16 protein-coding genes are annotated in these 19,828 nt (G+C 43.1%); 4 read left to right on the plus strand and 12 right to left on the minus strand.

The annotated features are described in order from the left end of the window. Window positions 1-628 precede the first annotated feature (628 nt). From ED312_RS11535 to ED312_RS11585, 10 genes are all read right to left on the minus strand, one after another. On the minus strand, window positions 629-1,144 hold the full coding sequence (locus ED312_RS11535) for an NHL repeat-containing protein (RefSeq protein WP_123216171.1): 516 nt from the start codon (window positions 1,142-1,144) through the stop codon (window positions 629-631). A 191-nt stretch (window positions 1,145-1,335) separates the two neighbouring features. Next, window positions 1,336-2,553: a clostripain-related cysteine peptidase gene (locus ED312_RS11540; protein ID WP_123216172.1), complete on the minus strand. Its 1,218-nt coding sequence runs from the start codon at window positions 2,551-2,553 to the stop codon at window positions 1,336-1,338. A gap of 206 nt (window positions 2,554-2,759) precedes the next feature. Next, window positions 2,760-3,731, minus strand: a complete 972-nt coding sequence (locus tag ED312_RS11545; RefSeq protein ID WP_123216173.1) for a hypothetical protein — start codon at window positions 3,729-3,731, stop codon at window positions 2,760-2,762. Between the two features lie 112 nt (window positions 3,732-3,843). Continuing rightward, window positions 3,844-5,211 (minus strand): hypothetical protein, encoded by a 1,368-nt coding sequence (locus tag ED312_RS11550; protein ID WP_123216174.1) that lies wholly within the window; start codon window positions 5,209-5,211, stop codon window positions 3,844-3,846. A gap of 432 nt (window positions 5,212-5,643) precedes the next feature. After that, complete coding sequence (locus tag ED312_RS11555; RefSeq protein ID WP_170164500.1) at window positions 5,644-8,724, minus strand: TonB-dependent receptor; 3,081 nt, start codon at window positions 8,722-8,724, stop codon at window positions 5,644-5,646. A 232-nt stretch (window positions 8,725-8,956) separates the two neighbouring features. Next, a complete protein-coding gene (locus ED312_RS11560; protein ID WP_123216176.1) occupies window positions 8,957-9,958 on the minus strand; it encodes a FecR family protein in 1,002 nt (333 codons plus the stop codon). A 420-nt stretch (window positions 9,959-10,378) separates the two neighbouring features. After that, window positions 10,379-10,900: an RNA polymerase sigma factor gene (locus ED312_RS11565; RefSeq protein ID WP_123216177.1), complete on the minus strand. Its 522-nt coding sequence runs from the start codon at window positions 10,898-10,900 to the stop codon at window positions 10,379-10,381. A 761-nt stretch (window positions 10,901-11,661) separates the two neighbouring features. After that, window positions 11,662-12,150 (minus strand): SRPBCC family protein, encoded by a 489-nt coding sequence (locus ED312_RS11575; RefSeq protein ID WP_123216179.1) that lies wholly within the window; start codon window positions 12,148-12,150, stop codon window positions 11,662-11,664. After that, a complete protein-coding gene (locus ED312_RS11580; protein ID WP_123216180.1) occupies window positions 12,147-12,659 on the minus strand; it encodes an SRPBCC family protein in 513 nt (170 codons plus the stop codon). The genes ED312_RS11575 and ED312_RS11580 overlap by 4 nt, the downstream gene beginning before the upstream one ends. After that, window positions 12,656-12,976 (minus strand): ArsR/SmtB family transcription factor, encoded by a 321-nt coding sequence (locus ED312_RS11585; protein ID WP_123216188.1) that lies wholly within the window; start codon window positions 12,974-12,976, stop codon window positions 12,656-12,658. The genes ED312_RS11580 and ED312_RS11585 overlap by 4 nt, the downstream gene beginning before the upstream one ends. 312 nt (window positions 12,977-13,288) lie before the next feature. Here ED312_RS11585 and ED312_RS11590 point away from each other — a divergent pair, with 312 nt between their 5' ends. Both ED312_RS11590 and ED312_RS11595 read left to right on the plus strand, forming a co-directional pair. Next, window positions 13,289-14,095: a helix-turn-helix domain-containing protein gene (locus ED312_RS11590; RefSeq protein ID WP_170164501.1), complete on the plus strand. Its 807-nt coding sequence runs from the start codon at window positions 13,289-13,291 to the stop codon at window positions 14,093-14,095. A gap of 69 nt (window positions 14,096-14,164) precedes the next feature. After that, complete coding sequence (locus ED312_RS11595) at window positions 14,165-14,554, plus strand: VOC family protein (protein WP_123216182.1); 390 nt, start codon at window positions 14,165-14,167, stop codon at window positions 14,552-14,554. An 86-nt stretch (window positions 14,555-14,640) separates the two neighbouring features. Here the strand turns inward: ED312_RS11595 and ED312_RS11600 are convergent, their stop codons facing one another. Both ED312_RS11600 and ED312_RS11605 read right to left on the minus strand, forming a co-directional pair. Continuing rightward, entirely contained in the window at window positions 14,641-14,817 is a 177-nt protein-coding gene (locus tag ED312_RS11600; protein ID WP_123216183.1) for a histone H1, read from the minus strand. Between the two features lie 451 nt (window positions 14,818-15,268). Continuing rightward, window positions 15,269-16,006 carry a LamG domain-containing protein gene (locus ED312_RS11605; RefSeq protein WP_123216184.1) on the minus strand — a complete coding sequence of 246 codons (738 nt, stop codon included), beginning with the start codon at window positions 16,004-16,006 and terminating at the stop codon, window positions 15,269-15,271. Window positions 16,007-16,779: 773 nt separating this feature from the next. Between ED312_RS11605 and ED312_RS11620 the strand changes: the two genes are divergently transcribed. Both ED312_RS11620 and ftsH read left to right on the plus strand, forming a co-directional pair. Beyond that, window positions 16,780-17,622 carry a universal stress protein gene (locus ED312_RS11620; RefSeq protein ID WP_123216187.1) on the plus strand — a complete coding sequence of 281 codons (843 nt, stop codon included), beginning with the start codon at window positions 16,780-16,782 and terminating at the stop codon, window positions 17,620-17,622. A gap of 241 nt (window positions 17,623-17,863) precedes the next feature. Continuing rightward, window positions 17,864-19,792, plus strand: a complete 1,929-nt coding sequence (gene ftsH, locus ED312_RS11625; RefSeq protein ID WP_240643088.1) for an ATP-dependent zinc metalloprotease FtsH — start codon at window positions 17,864-17,866, stop codon at window positions 19,790-19,792. Window positions 19,793-19,828 lie beyond the last annotated feature (36 nt).

Raw genomic sequence — 19,828 nt, forward strand, 5'->3', positions numbered from 1 at the left:
CCCCATTTAATGGGATTAAACAGAAGAGACTTTTCCGCTTTTATGCAGGAGGACGATAGTGATGCACCCAGTATATCAGAATGACCGCATTTACTCAAGTGACTTCAAATCCTGCAGGAAATAATTCGATATTTGACACTTATCCGCTACGAAGAAAAGGCTTGAATCGTGTGATTCAAGCCTTTTCTGTTTTCCTCTATTCACCCATATTATCGGGTCATTCCGGACATAATGCAATAGAGATTCGGGATCTCCTTAATCACGGTAGAATTTCTCTATTACCACCAAATCTCCCCTTAAATATATCCTAGGTTGAGTCTTGACAAAGTCATTTAGCATTGACTAGTTTTAAATTCACTCATAAATGTGAGGAAGGCTTTCGGAAAGCAAATTGTGCTAATGGGAAAGTTTTGGATGAGATTATAGGGTGAAATGAATAAATCTAAAGTGCTTGTTATATGCGATTTCAATCGTTAGTAAGCATTTGTCGTCGTTTACTTAATTGCCTTACAGGTTTTTATATAAGAAAAGAGAGAGCCGAAATAACGAGCATACTGTTATGCGCTTTTAACCCTTGTTCATGATACATGAACATTCAGATATAATGAACATTTCCGGAATTTTACCTTCACTTCAATACTATTTTTTGTAGTACTGGTACTTTTTCATACTCCCCAAAGGACAGATAGGTATGCTCTTCCTTGCCCAAGTCCAGAATATATATTTGTCCTTCCAGGAAAGCCCATTCTACATAACGGAACCTCAAGACAATATCAGTGGTCCTGCATCCATGGACGTCCTCCGGCCACAATGGTGCGGGCAATGTTGTTGCCGCTCCCTTGGGGGATATTCGCCGGATCCGACCATCCCTGTCCTCCGCATAGCAATTTCCCTCACTGTCCGGGCCCAGCACTGTGGGCCGGTCGAACCTAGGCTCATCTTCATAGTGGTCACGGCCACCGATCCATATTTCTGGCTCTCCCATGGGATCCACTTTCCAGATAAGGTCACGTTGGTCATCTCCCAAGTATATGGTGCCGTCCTGGGCAACCCCTGCGGCCGTGGTATGACATTCCATAAAGAGTTGTGCCGAAAGCCGCCCCAAAAAGCGTTGGCCCCATGTTTTTTGAGTTGGTATTCTCATTTTTGTTTTGGTTGATGTTTTTATTATAGGGAATTAAAAAAAGGGCAGGATGTTCCATACTATCAAGAAAAATTGTCACGGTACAACAAATTCGCTACATCTCACATATCATTCTACTTTTCTCTCTTCTTATTTTATGTCCATAAATTCTATACGCAATTGTGCAAACGGTTTTCCGTTTTTTCCTGTCCTTATTCATTTCCATAAACCCCACCCCAGTCCAGGTTGAAATAATAAGCATATTCCGGATTAGATCTCCATTTGCTTAAAGGCACATAACAACTTAAACCACTGAAATGTTCCGGATCAATAGGCAATTCAATAAATTGATCTGTTGCAGCCTTATAAATAACTGTTCGCTCAAGTTGCTCCCGAAGCGTTTTCTGTTGTGCCGTCGTACCAAGCTGCCCAATCATATCCCCGAAATCAAAAAACACGGGAGGAATGTTTCCCTGGTGATAGGCCTGCAAATCCCTTGTTTCCATTACCGAGGCACTTTCCAGTTTCCCCTCCAATATATCAGAAGTTATGATATATAAGCCTTCCAATTGACCGGCATCAACCAGGCTGATCGTTGCTGACCGGAGAATTTCCTGTTTTTTCCTGTTATAATGCTCTATATAGAGTCGGCATGCCTCTTCCAGGTCCTCCTCTCCCCCGAATAAATATGATAATATTGCTCCATAAGGTGCGCCCGACGCATCATACCCCGCCTCCATGAGCACTTCGGTAGGTGAAGCCACCATATAGCGGCATTTGTTACGCAACTGGTACAAGGGTTCCACCCCTGCCATCAGGCATACATCAAACCAGATATATTCCAGTTCATGGTCAGGAAGAATAGCCGCCATCCTGTCAATCTCCATCACCGTGGCAAAGGTATTTCCCTCACCGGGATGGTTATCTATCCCCAGGTAGCGTGTACGCGGAAAAACAGCACCCCGCTCCGAAACCGGTCTCAGGGTCTTGGCATAATCCCGGGGCATCCAGCCCATGGAGTGCGACCAATAGACCAGTCCGTACCGTTCGGCAGGGACCAACTCTTTAGTTTCTTCAAGCACCCTTTTCAGGGTTTCGGCGCTTGCCGAGTTTTCCTCCTCATAATGCATTAAGGGGGCTTCCGTTCCGTCTTCCAAAATACGAAATAACCGCGGTGCCTCTCCTTCCCTATCCAGATAAACCAACACTATCCCCCCACTTTTAGGGATGCCTTCTTTCAACTGTTCCAGAGTATAGTCCACCTCACTATCCATAGAGTTGTCCGCTGCCATATATACCAAAGTGGTATAGGAAACAGGTTCGGTCAAATCAGGCAGGTTGTCGTCTTGTGTACAACCCGCGAGAAACAAGACAGTCATGCTAACTTTGATTATAGAAAGGCCCAAAGGGAATTCGTATTGTCTTTTCATTATCAGTTGGTTTGTAAGTCCAGAGTAGTTTGCCTAAATCAAAATCATATTAAATCAATGTTCATGTTTATCCTAAAATTATAAGGTAACATATTACAACCTTTTAAGTTTCCAACGGTTTACTCCCCTTTCTCCCTTCGCCTTGTGTACTACAATTACTTCTCAGGATAGGTGTACGTTCCTTGCTTATGGGGTAATCCATCGGTTCAGTCTCTTATAACAATAACATTAAAATTCCAGCTACTATCGTCAATTATTTTAACGGTATAAAGGCCTTCTGATCCCCTTCCCACTTGACAATGTATCTTTTCCGCCAGTATCTCCCCCGTAGCAGGATTTTTCAGGTCGAATGATAAACCACGTAAACGCTGGCCGTCGGCGGAGCGTTGTGCCCAGTCGACTTCCCCGGTATAATCCGTCATAACACCCGGTTGCAGGGTAAAGCTTGCCAATTCCTCCGTATCATAGTTTCTCCATACATAGTACAGTGTAATTTCCAACTCTTCTACGCCGGGGAAATCATCGGCAAAATAGAAGAACCGGATCTTACACGCGCCCGGTGCCGGGGCCTCTTCATCCCCACTTAGTATTCGCAGGTATTCTCTCTCAGATAATTGTAAGTAGTTTAATGTTTCTTCCGGTGTAACAGTTACTTCCTCCTTAAACACCGTTTCTCCTTTTTTCCGGAACTCAAGTGTACCTTTTAGATTATCCAGCCGGATGATGTTACTACTTAACATGATGCTGTTACCGTTAAACAGGAATTGATAGTCCATGTAGTTTTGTCTTTCTTCAATGCTATAATAGCTCAAATTGAACGAAAAGGTGGTATACTGATCAGCTTCATATAGCATCACGGGATCGCCCGGTAATTTGATAAATTCCAACTCCATATTCTCCGATAGGGTGATTTCCTGAGAGAATTCAGGCGTAGTTTCTCCTTTTTTTACAAGTTCGAGTATACCTCCTTCACCAGCCGCAAGAAAAGTTGTAAAAGGGATTGCGGTACCTATGGTATCTCCGTTGAATAAGGATATGTATTCATCGGTACCACTATCCGGCGGATAACTTGATCCTTTCAGGGAATAATAATCCGACGTTATAAAATCAGCATCCTCTTTCTCACAGCCAGCAAGTCCTATAAGGACTGCTAAGAACAATAGTGTAAATTTCTTCATTAGTTATGGTATTTCTAAAATTATAAGATTTGGCAGGACAGTAAAGCGCCCTGCCCTGCCATATCTGTGTTAAGCCTAATCAGTTTGTATAGCTTTCCCACTTCGGCAATTATCAGTTAATCACCCAACCGTCAAACTCGGCATCCGCTAACCAGCTACTCCCTGTTTTATCAATGGCACCTTTATATTGGGTATTATCGAAGAAGGGATCGGTATGCGTATAATAATTTCCATCAATGGCAGCACCCCCTGTTGGTTTAAGCGCATCCGTTGTATAAGGGTTACCCCAAGGACTATCCAACGTAATTGAATTTACCGCAGAGGCAATATTACCAGTAGCCGGCGGTGTTGATGAAAACCCGACATATTCGCGATTGGCCGTCACGGAAGCCACTACATTATTGGCAATGGTAATGGAGCTGGATGATTGGGCAGTGTTATTCCAAATCCCTGTCGGGTACCCGTAAGCAATACTGTTTACCAGGGTATACTGTGTATTGCGACGAAAACGGGCTGCATTGTATAAAGAGCCAGTTGGATTACCACCACCAGCAATTCCACCGTCAATAGTCCCTACAATAGTCAAGTTGCTCAGTACCGGGTGGGTAAACGGTGTATTACTGCTACCGCTGCCATCATTATCGCATTCGATTCCATTCGGGTCGCTGGAATAGTTCTCAGAACCATCAATGGTTACGATCCCGTACTGGATCTTGCCCTGGTACCCGAAGTCAAAATCAAAAGCATCATCATCACAGGCCGTAGCTACCAGATATCTGGCATTGACGCGGCCTCCAAAAAACTCAAAAGCATCATCTGCACCATAGTAGGCCTGGCAGTGATCAACTACAGTACCACTACCCACACCGCCGAAAGTAAAGGCATTCAACTCATTGGCTTCGGCTATGGAAGCGCCGGCATACTCTACACGGACATAACGCAGGGTACCGGAATCTTCGTCATTATTTCCCGCGTTGTTAGTCCCGTAAGTGGCGTTCACCCCGGTAGGAACGACCCCTGTTGAGATTCCTTCGATCTGCTGGTTGGGGGATTGGTTGATCTGGGCATTACCCAAAATTACCAAACCGCCCCAGCCACCTTTTTCCTGGTGGTTTGCTTCGGCTGTCATTACTATAGGGTTAGTCGCTGTCCCTTCGGCTTCAATCCTTCCGGTACGGGTAATAACCAGCGCAGAGGCATTTACAGGATTGGAATTAAATGCGCCGCGGATCAGCGTACCGGCCTGTATGGTCAGGGTAGCACCGCTCACCCAGACCTTTCCCTGGAGCAGGTACTCATTGGCGCTGGACCAGGTGGTATTGCTACTGATCACCGTGTTGGCCGGGATGGTCACCACAGCACGGGTTTTAACACTTACAGGGTCCAAATTCTCTTCCTCTGAAGAACAAGATTGAAAGCCGACGGTAACTATGGCTGCCACCGCGCTTAAAGCCATTAATCTGGAAAATTTAAAATTCATGGTTTTCGATTTTGAATGTTTTTTAAAAGTTTTTTATTTTCGGATCTCCCTTTTTACGTTAATCATCAGTGAAGACCCGTTGAAATTTGTTCGATTGCTTTGATTTTGTTTTAGCAAAACAAGTCGTCAGTGCTCAAAAAAATAGGCTGATTACCCTTGTTGTTGAGCACAACCACCTGGTGGTTAGCTCAATACTTTTTTGGATTTCTTTTGTTTCATAGTTGCCTCGTTCAGGTTTTGGGTTAGGGCTTGCTGCTTACGTTGCTTTATGGGTGGGCAATTCCCATTGTGGTGTTTGCCAGCAAACCGCACTTTGGTATTAAGTTTTATGGTCAAGTATGCATCATTCTTGTTGTTTATCCTTGCAGTATTTTAAGCCGTTATATATTTCCCGATCGTTTTTCATATTTCCTTATGAAAAAAGGAGCCTCGTTAAAATTTATAGCTGACGGACAAGGACAGGTTTGTACCTTTCTTTACCCGGCTCATCACCCAGTCGCCCTTGTTATAATCCATACCCAGACCGGTTCGGTCGTGGTAGGTTCCCGGGTCTACCGACTGGTCGTTCGTTGGGTCGTAATCACTATTTCGGTATATTATAAAATCCTGGTTAAACAGATCGGATATGTTAAATTTTACTTCCATTTTTTGCTGCAGGAAACGGGCAGAGAGTTGCAGGTCGAGGATATCCCTGGGATCCAGGTACTGGTCGTGCTTTTCATAATCGCCGGAAGTGACCAGCTTGCGTCCTTCCCGTCCGTAATTTACCGCTATGCCGAATACCTGGCCTTCGTAGCCGAGGCCGGCATTGACCATATAAGGTGACAGCCCCTGCAGCGGTCGGTCACGGTCGGGCCGGCTGCCTTCGGGCAATTCCAGCAGGTTCCCCAGATTATACGTTACGTCCCCTTCAATGAGGGAAGCATTGCCACTGAGATACAACGCTTCGAGCAAGGTGCCGGGGGCAATAAATCCGAAGGATTTGCGAAGGTTGAATTCCAAGCCTTTGACAGTAGCCTCATCCAGGTTCACCGAATACATATAAAAATTTTGTTGATCTGAAGTAGGATGTGTAACCAATTCAATAGGATTGGTAAATTTCTTGTAGAAAGCACTTACCGAGATCACCTCATCCGGCCGGGGAAACCATTCCAGACGCAGATCATAATTATCTGTAAGTGACTGTTTTAGCAAACCCCGGTTGATCACCATGACCCGGTCGTCCACATTGTAATAGGTGTTATAGGACAGTTCCCGGAAGTCGGGCCGGGCCAGGGTACGGCCATAGGCCAGGCGAGCATTCAGGTTACCTGTTACCTTATACACCAGGGTAGCTGCCGGAAGCCAGTCGGTCTTATTTACCGTCGCCAGGCTATCGACAACACCTTCCTCCAATGAATATAATTTTGTATTTACTTCCGTCTTGGCATCTTCCAACCGGATACCGGCCATTATGTGCAGTTTTTGCAGCAGGGCAAACTCGCCGAGCAGGTAAGCTGCCTGTACCTCTTGTTTTCCGGTGTAATAATCGGGCCTGACACCTTGCATCCCCGAGACGACATAGGTCAGGCTGCCATCAGTAAAATGCCGGGGCGCAAACATTTCCTGGGGGGATAGTCCATAGTAGTCCAGTGGATCTACGAGAAACTTCCCCCGTAGGTACTGTTGTCCGAAATCGGCATCACGAAAGGTGCCGAGGTAACCAGCCTTTAATTTTTGACGGTTATTGCCCACATCAAAGCTATAAGCCACGTCTATACCGGCATTTTTCTTGGTTTCCTCCAGCTTACTGTACATCACATGCCCGTCACGGATATTTTGCGGATTCCCCGAACTTTGGAGAAGAAACCCATCCACCCAATTATACACATCTTCGCCATCCACAGCAGATCCTAATACTCTTCCCGATATCAGGCGGTCATCTGGACTGGTACGGATCACCTTGTTATAGGAGGCATTCCAGTTTAACTGCAAGTGCTGGTCTATCAAAAAGTGCTCACCATCCAGCTGGGTCTGCCATAGATTGGCTATTAGGGGGGCACTATATTGCTCGGCAAAATTGTAGCCTTCATAATATTTATTCATATAACGCTGCTGGTTAGTGTGTGTAAAGCGGCTGTTATACAGGTTACGCCAATTGACCTTGTGCCCTGGCATTTCCCATCCCAGATTGGCCACCGTTCCGACGGCGGTCACAAATTTATTCCGGAAACTTCCATCCTTATAAAGGCTGTCGCGCGAAATCGTATGTATCTCTTTAATGTCTTCAATGGTCTGTTCGTTCCTGTAGGTGATCGCGGCCACTACCCCGAACCGGTTGTCGTTACCGAGGTCAAAGGGTTTACCCCCACTCACCTCATAGCTTTGTACCGGGTCAGCTGTATATTTGCGTAAACCGTAGTTATTGATCTGTCCGGCATTTTCAATATTTTCCAATGCAGCTTCCGGGGTACGCCCGCTATACCACTTCCGGTCACTTATATTGCCAAATACCCAGTCAGAAGCGTAGCGGTTGTTACTGTAAAAATCCTGGCCTGTACTGTTGGTGTTCATACCCGTACCCGCCGTAATGGTCAGAAAATGTTCGTCGGGCACCGAGAGGGTATTTACTTCTACCAGACCACCCACGAACTCCCCCGGCATATCAGGTGTAAAACTTTTGGCAATGGTGACGTTATCGATCAGTGTCGCCGGTACGACATCGAACGCAAAGTTGCGGCGATTGGGTTCGGTGCTGGGCATGGAGGCCCCGTTGAGCTGTACATTGTTATAACGTTCGCTCATTCCACGTACAGTGACGTATTTATCCTTATCCACAGTAACACCTGAAATACGTTTTAACACCTGTGCCACGTTGTTATCGGGCGTACGGGCAATCTGTTCTGAAGATATCCCGTCAATGACCGAAGCTGAATTCTTCTGACGGGCATACAATCCTTCAATGGATGCTCTTTGGTAAGTAGCGGTCACCACGACTTCTTCCAGCTCATTTTCAAGAGGTTTGAGCACGACATTCAAAGTGGTTGTTTTTCCGGCTTCCACCACTACATCAGTGATACGTTGAGTCGTAAAAGAGATATAGCTTACCTGAATAGTATAGATTCCGGGGAGGAGCTGTATACTGTAATCTCCTTCAAACCCGGTAGAAACTCCAAGTCCTTTACCCTCTATAACAATATTGGCTCCAAGAAGTGGCATATTCAGGTCATCGTAAACATGCCCGTTCAGCCGTCCTGTTCTTTGCCGTTGTACCTGTACTTGTGGAACAAGCCGTATGGAAACATCGTTGTTTTCTATACTGTACTCTATGGGGACCTGCCTGTTAATATCCTGAAGGATATCTCTTATAGGTCTGCCCTTGATAATAATATCTTTTTTTAAGGTAGCCTTTTCTAATTGGGATGCATCAAATAAAAAGTTGTAATCTGTTTCCTCAATCAATATTTCCATAAATGCCTTCAGGCTTTGCCCTCCTCCCTGGCAGGAATCCGGAGAAAATACTTCGAGAGCCATTGCCCTGGTACTGAATAGGTGTGCACAAATGAAAAATATAAGGCATAGTTTTCCTGAATACCTGTTTATAATTAAACAGTATTGCTTAATTTTGATCTTCATGAATTACAGTATGTATAGATTAGTTAATAATTAATGGTTTTGATTTTGCGATTGATCCTTGTTATTAATTTCTTTGCATACGTTACAAAAGGCGTTGTTGGTAGCAACGCTTTTTTTTATGTTCTATATTTTATTCCCTCCCCAGTATCAGCACCGTTCCGTTGTCCTGCCGTACCCATCGCAAGTGATGGATAAACAGTATCTTTTTAACAGCGCTTTGTGGTGAGGTAAACTCAAACACCCCGGAAATATGTTTGTTGCGGTCTTCTTCGGGCAGTTGTTCAAGGTCCAGAGGTATATCATATAATTGTGACACCCTGTTCAGGGCCTCTTCCACAGTAATATTATGGAATACGAGTTTATCTCCCTTGAATTGGTCTTCAGAGGTGTTTTGTACCGTTTCCTTACTAAAGTTTTTATGTGCCCGGTCAAAGCGGAACAATTCTCCCGGCTGCATGCGTACCAGTTCCATAAGCCCTTTATGCTCATCATCAAGGCTCACTTGTATGGCCCCTTCGGAGAGCACGATCTGGATGTCCTTTTCAAAGTCATAGGCCTTTATGTTGAACATGGTGCCCAACACTCGTGTTATCACCCTCCCGGTCTGTACCTTAAATGGTCTCAGCGTATCCCTGGCTACATCAAAATAGGCTTCCCCTTTTAGTCTTACATTTCTTTCCTTGTCACCAAACCTGTCAGAATAAGATATAGATGACCCCGGCCTGAGCCATATTTTTGTATCATCTTCCAACCGTATTTCTTTCACCTTATGTCTTTCATTCAGGACTACCGTCCAATGTTCTGCACGCCCCTGTTGCCACAGGAAAAAGGAAAGTCCCGCCGTTATGAGTAAAAGAAGGGAGGCCGCTATCATTAAGGAATTTTTGACTATAGGAAAGGGGAACCGTTTTGCCCCGGCTGTTTTGTCCGTCTCCTTTTTCACCACTTTAAAAACGACTTCCCGGATAGCTTTTGAATCTTTTTCTGCAATAAGATTGGATGCATTATCCCATTCTTTTTGCAGTATACGGTCAGCCGCTCCGGGGTTGTCCCGGAGAAACTTTTCCACTTTTGCAATCTCCTCTTCCGAACACTTGCCGTTCAGGTATTTGTGTAACAGTTGTAAATCCATTGTTCTTCCTATTCATATATAAAACGATTTGAGAAGGACAAAAGAAAAGAACTTAACGTTATGAGAAAATCAAGTTAATGTTATGGAGGAAAAATATTTGGGAACGGAAAGGTTCCGGACAGGGGTAGAGCCCCTTGATTTCCATAGTGATACGTCCAATACAACCGGAACGTCTGCCTTTGTCAGGATAAAAAGTTTGTCTGAATGTTGATGTCCATGGCCAGGATAGAATACAACACTGTATGTCCAGACTTCGTTATATCGCAGGAGTAGGCTAACGAAATATAGGTTAGGAAGCCCTGAAAGTATTTCATGTAAGTACCAGAACATTTAATCTCGAAATTATAGCTACCTTAGGAGCAAACCCCGCGATGGGACGGAAGGACCGAAGGTATTAAACGTGGTGAGATCATTATTTTTTTATGTCCCGAAATTTTTAAGTTCACGTTTCAGGAAAAATTTGGCTGTTTCCAAATTGGTCCTGACAGTGGTGACCGAAAGTTGAAGGGTATCCGCTATTTCGACTGGACTTAGCTCTTCGAACTGGTGTAGGGTATAAATACGCTGTATCCGTTCCGGTAATTTCTTTATGGCACAGTGCACCGCTGTACATGCTTCCCCTGTGTTCTGGTCATTCTCAATGGGATCGACCATAGTCTGATGAAGATGTTCGTTTTCTTCAATAAATACCGGTAGGGCATTCATTCTGTTTTGCTTACGTATTTCGTCCAAAAAAGTGTTTTTTACGGTAATACGGACCAGCACCTGTGGATTAGGGTGTTTTTTAAACTTATCTATGTTCTTCCATATTTTTACAAAGGCGATTTGGGTAATTTCACCGGCCACATTTTCATCCTTGCTCAGGGCCTTTAAAAAGTTAAATGCCTTGGCATGAGTCTCCTCAAACAGTTTCCGGAAAAAAATGTCGTTTTTAGCTGCCATTTCCTGAACAAAATTTGCAGTCCTAATTTAGAAATATACCTTGGCTTAGTTGTTCTGTATTTGTTAACTGAATGTTACCTTTTGAATGCTACTTATATCCCCGGTCTCATACTGCTTTATGGTCTACAGGTCTCTAAAAAAACGTATCCGTCCGTGCAAGTACACCTATGATTTGTGATATCCCGGGGTCACTTTTAAAATCCTCCAAGAATGTCAAAACCCTGTAAATCACAGAATTTACAGGGTTTTACGATTTTTGGAATATCACTTTATTTGAAATGATTTGGGATCAATCCCAAAAGTTATTGAAGAATTGAATGCATGGGATTAACAGTAGAATTGAATGAACAAGGAGTATACACGCACCGATGGAACCTGTACGCTTTATTTCTACCTGTAACCGGAAGGCAGACAAAAAAATACCGCCTAATATACACGAGTTAAATTATAGGTTTATATCAGACTTTGAAGACTACTTTCACAACTACTGGCCGAAAGGACATCCGAAAGCCATGAGCAATACCATCTTTATTGGCACTTCATTGTTTTTTACACCAATTCTTCACAGTCAAAATTGTGAGTTTTCAGCAAAGTTGTAATTTTCGCAACAATATTTTCTTCGCTTTCAATACGCAAAATATTGTCGCAATCTTCAAGGTCGAAATTCCATTTTGCTTTTGGCAATACCTTGTCAATTTGTGATTTAAGCTTTTTTTCCTGTATCTTGTTTTTGACAGATGTCTTGAAAACGAAAATCATGTTTACGATAAAGTATGTAATAATTCGTCTAATTGATTTAAACCTGCGGTAAAGCCTCCCTTGAACCCCATTTCAATCATCTTTTCCATCCGGGCAAGTGATGCGTTATAAATAGTAATGCTCACTTTAGTCTTTCCGTTTTGTTCGCTGAAATCCAAATCCCAATCAGAACCCGGCAGGTCAGGGTTTTCATCTTTGTCTGCAAAAGCACTCATCATTTTGAAATTGGTCCTGGGGCTGATGGACGTAAAATCCTGAACAGACCAATGCTCTTGTCCTTCCGGGCTTACCATAGCATAAAATCTTCGCCCGCCAACCTTAAAATCCATATATTTCGTTTTGGATTTCCAGGGTTTGGGTGCCCACCATTGGTCGAGGATCTCAGGCTTGGTAAACGCATCCCAAACCAATGGAAGTTCCGCATCGAATTCTCTGCTTACGGATACCGTTTTTGTTGCTTTATCAACTGTAAAGTTAAATTGGTGGTTCATTTTCGTTGTTTTTTTAAGGTGATTAAAAGTTCATCAAGATTTCCAAGAGCCATTGTAAGTCCTTCTTTAAAGCCCATTTCAATCATCATTTCTATGTCTTCCGGTTTGTCGTGCTTTAAGGTAATATTTACCGTTGTGATGCTGTTGTTTTCGGTAAAGTTGTTCGTCCATAAAGAACGTGGCTTAACGGTGTTTTCATTTCCGTTTTCATCACAAAAAGCGTCTAACCAAGACAGCAATTTATTTGTTTCGATAGTTTTGTAATCCGCTTTACACCACATTTTTTCGTCCTTCGGACTCACCATTGCATAGAGCCACATTCCGCCTACTCTTAAATCCAACGATTTGGTTTCGATATGATATGGTTTAGGTGCCCACCATTCATTTAATAATTCAGCAGTTGTCCACGCCTGCCATACAAGTTCAAGGTTGGCATCAAATTCACGTTTTATATGAATGGTGCTGTTTTCCTTGTTCACGGAAAAATCAAATAATAGATTACTGTTCATTTTTTCTTGTTTTTGATGGTTAATAATAAATTGTCCAATTGGTCAAAACGGGTCTCCCAAATTTTTCTAAACTGCTCTAACCATTTATCTATTTCTTTCATTTTGTCAACTTTCAGTTGATAGAAGATCTCCCGGCCTACTTTTTCCTGTTCCAATAATTCACATTCATTCAGGATTTTAATATGTTTGGAAACAGCCTGACGTGTCATATCAAATTCATCTGCCAATGCGTTGGGCGTTAATGCCTGTGTCGCAATCAATACGAGGATTGCCCTGCGTGTCGGGTCTGCAATAGCTTGAAAAACGTCTCGCTTCATTTTATAATAAACTCTTTTTAAGAAACCAATTGGTTGCAAATATATACGCAACTTTTCGGTTTCGCAAAATTTTATTGTATTTTTTTCAAAATGGCCTAAAAGTTTCATGAACTGTCTGCCCGACGGGGTGGTCAATGAGATCCGCAAACACCCCCCATTTCCACAGCTTCATTGGCCTTTTTCAATATTTTTTTGTGGTCCGTAAATATCAGGACAACCAAACCGTTTTTATTATATCAGAAATTCAACTATTTTTAAAATCCTGATCGGGAGCTGTAATAACCTACTCATATAGAATTTAAAAAGACCTCATTGCTCGAGATAGAATCACATAAAACCGAACTGTTCCCCGATTTGATCGAAAGAATCTGGACATTGAGAAACAAGGGGAAAGAAGTAGAATTAATAACTCCCCCGGGGCAGTACATAAACTTAATATTTGTACTGAACAATTCAACATATGAACGAAATGGTTTTTTAATTGATAATCATCAGGTCGAGGGAATTTCATTTAAAAATACGGTTTTGAAATATCCTGCCAATACCGAATTGATTGGCATACGGTTTTATGCTTATGGATTATATCCATTCATTCAAATTCCGGGAAAAGAGCTTGTTAACAATTCCGTTAATTTGCCATTAGATACTGAAAGAACAAAAGGGATTACTAACGATTCATTAGGTTCAAACCATTTATTAATTCAAGAGATTTACAGACTTTTGAATGGTTTGTTCCGTGAACAATCCGGTGATACGCTCGTCCTTTTAACCGATTTTTACAAACAGTTCAGGTGGCATGAAGAAACCCTTTCCATTGAGAAATACTGTAAACAAAAAAATACCAACTACACTTCTTTGAACAGAAAATTTTCTCAAATAACGGGTATTTCACCAAAGAAGTTCGAACGCCTGATTAAATTCCGAAAATCGCTTTGCAATTTAATTGATGGGGATGAAAAACTAACTTCCATTGCTACAGCATCCGGATATTTTGACCAGGCCCATTTTATCCGTGAATTTAAAATCTTCCTGAATAATACACCATCTCAATATCTTGCAATCGTTGAACAGGCGGATAAAGAAAGTCGGGGTATCAATTACAATTTCAGATTGTTCTGAGGTGTATAAAATATACAATTACCGATAATTCCTTCTGACTACTTTTGTATTGTATTAATATTTATTGTGATGAAATTAGAACATATAGCAATCTGGACATATGACCTGGAGAAAGTTAAAAAATTCTATGTCAAATATTTTGGTGTTAAATGCAGCGAAAAGTATATCAATGTGCAAAAAAAATTCTCATCCTATTTTTTATCTTTTGAAGGTGAGGACACGAGGATCGAACTCATGCACAATCCTGATATCAAAGCGTCTTTATCAAATCATGCCCCTTGGTTAGGGTTATCCCACTTCGCAATTTCCGTTGGCAATAGAAAGTCTGTAAATGAACTCACAGAACTGTTGCGTTCCGATGGGTATAACGTTGTGAGTGAGCCCAGAATTACAGGAGACGGCTATTATGAAAGTGTAATTGAAGATTGTGAATGTAACAAGATTGAAATAACGGAATAATACGTTCCTATATTTCCTCATCAAATCAGGCTGAAAACAAAAAAGCCACCCTTTCCAGGATGGCTCTCGTTTAATATGTAATGTGCTTATTTTTTCGATGCCTCCAAAGACTCCTTACGGAATTCCTTGAAAAGCTTTTCCAGGTTCAGCGAAGATTTCCTGGCCCGGGTACCGGCTGCCTTATTGCCGGTTTCCGATTGTGCACTGGCATCTACATTAAATGATTCGATTTCTGTTTGAATTTTGCTTAAAAGGTCTTTCATTGTATATATTTTGGGATAATAACGTTTATTACCGCGATGTTATTGTTGATTACTTAAAATCAGTAAGTCCGGAATGCATAACAGGTCGGGACAATTTACCATATATTTCTCAACATAAATATCTTCAACTCTTTATATATGTGAACAAATCCGGATTACTCTTTAAATCCCCTACATGATGATAAATATATCATCAAATCTTATAAGAACGCCAGGATCTGACCAATGACCAGATAATTTATGAAAAACCTGTATCATTCCGATTGACTCATTTTTTTAAAAGAATATATGCATCATCCATCAGTCTTCCATGTAACCCGATATGGTCTATCTCTCCTGTATAGTGCCGGCCTTCGAAGTTATTTCCGATTAACAGACCTGTTGGCGATGGAACGGAAGAAACCACATCATGCCAGGTACGTACCGGCAAGCCGTTGCAGTAGAGCGAAAGTTACCGCCTGACATTGTTGTATTCCATGTCACACATGACCGACCATGTACCGGGCCGGATACGATATTTACTTTCAATAGTCTTCCCTGTTGCGTGATCCCTGTATGTCAGATTACCTTTGCCGGAAATGCCAAAGCTAACCCCCTGCCCGTCCCGGGCATTTGACAAAACGGATGATCCCCCGGCAGAAAACCTTTCCGGGTTGATCCGGAAGCTCAATGTATAGGACTTGTCATGAAAGGACAGAACATTGGAAAAAGGTATTTCAACACTTGTTTTTTCAGAAAACACAAGGGCACCGTTAGCCTTATCTTTTTTTGTAGTGCTGAATGTATAATTACGCCCCCTGATGTTATGGGCATAAGCTGATGAATCGACCAACCTGTTGTTCATGTCCAGGGCCAGGCATAGCGCATCGTCATTCTGACTTGTCAGCATATCTTCATGGATGATCTCCTCAAAAAATGTTTTGCCGTCAAATCCAACATATTCCACCTTAAACCTTCTATCATCCTGATCTCCGTAAACATTCACCCTTACATAGGCATGTTTGACCCCGGACAGTATATCATCCTCTGCATCGTAATCGATACTGTATTTCCCCTGCCCTACGTCGGAATTGAGGTTTCCGGAAAGGACATCGAACTGGGGATATTTCGTATCCCTTTCGCGCACCATAAAGCGTTGATCGTGAATGTCCGCACAAAAGGAGATGGCCCTGTTAGTATTCTTATTCATCCACTGCAACGGATGAGACCGGTTGAATAGCTATATGATCTTTTGGTAAACCGCCCGGTGGTTCTTGTCTGAAGGACATAATTTTTTTTGACAGAATGTCTCTGAGTATTTGATTATCTAAACCGGCGTCCGCATATATTTGCCTGAACTTACGGTTTTCTTCTTCCGGCTTTTTTAACCGCTTTAACTGATTTGTTTCCGTGACGCCATATTTCTTGTTTCAGCAGGAAGGAGTACCCTTATCTACGCCCAATTCATATGTATTCCGGAATGCGGACGGCAATCCGGTAATGGAGCAAGTCCCTATCTACTGTTGTACGGGAACTTCCGACATCGGTAAAACCCCGTCTGCTCTTCATTATATCTATAGAAAATTTCCACCACGATACCGGTACATACCTTATCAGTTTCCACATATTTTTTTGCAATTGTTCTACAAAATGTATGATTGTCTTTTTCTTTCCGGAATTTCTTTTGCCCGGAATCATAGCGAAAAACTAACCCGGACAGATCCGTTTCTTTCTTCCAGGTACAATGAAACAGCAGCCCCCGGTTGTGCAATTGGTATTGTCAAAGACGGGTAACCGATCTGCAACAAGGACTTCGGTATGGTCAACCCGGGAGATGATATCCCCTGGTTTAGTGAATAATGGGGAAAACGGGTATCCATTCTTCTGCATAACATTTGAGAAATCTTTTTTCAACCAGATGATATTCGTCATGTTACAATTCGGTTTTATCTCCTTCCTTTATCAAAACTAAAACGTAGTGTGATGAAACGAATCCTCCTGCCCACAGATTTTTCGGACAACGCGTGGAATGCCATCAATTATGCCACGGAGTTATACAAAAATGAAGAATGTATGTTTTACATTCTCAATGTCTTTAAGGTCTACAGCTATTCTACTGTAAACATGATGTATCCGGAAGCGGGCAATCCAGTCTATGATGTAGCGTATAAGGAAAGTCAGAAAGGCATAAGCGATATTGTTCGCCGGCTGGTATTTGCCAAAAATCCCCGGCATTATTTCGAAGGGATTTCCAAAAACAATTTTCTCACGGATGCCATAAATTACCTTGTGGAAGAAAAAGGGATAGACATGATCGTCATGGGTACCAAAGGGGCCGGAAATACCCGGGGAAGCAATTACGGCAGTAATGCTGTAACTGTTATGGAAAAGATAACTTCCTGCCCCGTCATAGCCGTGCCTTCCGAAGGGGAGTTCCTGGGATTGAAAGAAATCATATTTGCTACTTCCTATGAAATTCTCTGTGAAAAGAATGAGCTCGAACCGCTCCTCAATCTTGCCGGAAAGTTCAATGCCACCATTCGTATTCTACATATCAGAAAAAACGAAGAGCTGACCGAAATCCAGGTAGCGAACAGGAGATTGCTGGAAGATGATATGACCGACACAAAATATACCTTTCACTCCCTCACCAATATAGAACCTGCCGTGGGAATCAGTTGTTTTGCCGAAAGTCGTGATGCAGATCTCATTGCCCTGGTAAACCGGAAACACAGCATTTTACACCGTTTAATGAAAAAACCCGTGATAAAAGGGATCACCTTTTACTCCAGGACACCGCTTCTGGTGATGCATGTACAAAACTGAGCTAATACACATGAGATACCTTTGCCTATTATCCGCAAACGTTGTGGCCCTCCTGCTCTTTCCAGGATATGCCCGAGAGGAAACACCAACTGCAGACCAGAACAAAGACACCGTTTAACTCATGGAAAATGAGTATGGGGTAATATGCAATATGTGCGATTGCACCCCCGACAGTTCCGGAAAACACCAGAGAACACTCCTATAAAAACGTAATACTCCATCATTGAAACAAAAAAAGACCATGTCAGCAAAACAATCATCCGGAAAACACCCTCTTTCCTCCTCCCGCCCGGGGATGACCTGGATATATATGATCTTTTTTGCGGTCCTGATATGGTTGTGGTTCTCAAAAGGCACAGAGGCTGTCAAAGAAATTACCTGGAAACAGTTCGAAACAGAAATACTGGCCGCCGGTGATGCAGCCAGGCTCGACGTTATCAACAATGTACGGGTAGAAGTATATATCCGGGAAGAAAGCCTTGAAAAATCCGTATATAAAAACATCCCTAAAGATGTTTTCTCCAAAAAACCGGTAAAAGGCCCCCACTATTACTTCAATATCGGATCGGTTGAGGTTTTTCATGCTCAATTGCAAAATGCCCAGGAAAATGTCCCCGTAGCGGCACAGGTCTCCGTAACATACAAAACCAGGGAAAGCTGGTGGCAGCATTTTATACTGCTCCTCCCCATAGGACTGCTGATTCTCTTCTGGATATTTATACTTCGCGGAGGCTTTCCGGGCACAAAGGGAAAGGGGTCCTCCGTTTTTAATTTTGGTCAGTCCAGGGCGCGGGTACTGGAAAAAGGGACAAAAAGTAAAGTAACCTTTAATGATGTGGCCGGACTGGAAGAAGCTAAGGAAGAAATACATGAACTGATTACCTTTCTCAAATCTCCCGGAAAGTACAGGCAACTGGGCGCTAAAATGCCCAAAGGTATTCTCCTTGTCGGTCCCCCGGGAACCGGGAAAACCCTCTTGGCCAAAGCAGTGGCGGGTGAGGCCGGGGTTCCTTTCTTTTCCCTCTCGGGCTCAGAATTCGTAGAGATGTTCGTGGGTGTAGGAGCAGCGCGAATGCGAGACCTCTTTCAAAAAGCCAAAATGAAAGCGCCCTGTATTATTTTTATAGATGAAATCGATACCATAGGCCGTGCCAGAGGCAAACTACAGGCTTTCCAGACCAATGACGAACGGGAAAGCACCCTGAACCAATTGCTTGCAGAACTCGACGGTTTTGATACCGATACCGGGGTAATTGTTCTGGCTGCTACTAACCGCGGTGATATCCTCGATCCCGCCCTGCTCCGTCCCGGAAGGTTTGACCGACACATCCACCTGGAACTGCCCAACCTGAAGGAAAGGGAAGCTATTTTCGGAGTACACATAAAACCGCTGCGATTGTCAGATGATGTTCATGTGGCTTCGCTTGCCGCACAAACCCCGGGATTTTCGGGAGCCGACATTGCTAATATCTGCAATGAAGCTGCCCTCATCGCTGCCCGTCGGGAAAAACAGCAAGTGGATAAACAGGATTTTATGGATGCCATAGACCGCGTAGTGGGCGGACTGGAAAAGAAAAGCAAGATTATTACTCCGGAAGAGAAAAGAAGGGTAGCCTATCATGAAGCCGGTCATGTAACCGCCAGCTGGTTCCTGGAACATGCACATCCCGTATTGAAAGTTTCTATTATTCCCAGGGGAAAATCTCTCGGTGCGGCCTGGTACCTTCCAGAAGAACACCAGATTATTACGCGATCTGAATTTTTCGATGCCATCTGTACTGCCCTGGGAGGACGAGCCGCAGAAGAACTGGCATTCGGGGAAGTTTCCTCCAATGCCCTGGACGATCTTGAAAAGGCCACGAAACAGGCCTATAACATGGTCATAAACTACGGGCTCAGCGACACATTGCGGAATATAAGTTTTTATGATTCCACGGGAAGAACAGAACAGTCAATTTATAAACCCTATAGTGAAAAAACAGCACAGAAAATAGATGATGAAGTGCAGGAAATCATAGATGACGCTTACGAAAAGGCTATCGGCATCCTCCTTGATCACCGGGAACAGTTATATAACCTGGCCGAAGCGTTGATAAAAAAAGAAGTCCTGCACAGAACGGATGTGGAGGCTATTTTGGGCAACAGGAAAAGTAAAAATCACACCTTCTAAGAAGGTGGCTTTGGCTAGCCCCCATAGGGGACCTCT

Origin of the sequence: Sinomicrobium pectinilyticum (genome assembly GCF_003725735.1) — a bacterium.
Lineage (GTDB): Bacteria > Bacteroidota > Bacteroidia > Flavobacteriales > Flavobacteriaceae > Sinomicrobium > Sinomicrobium pectinilyticum.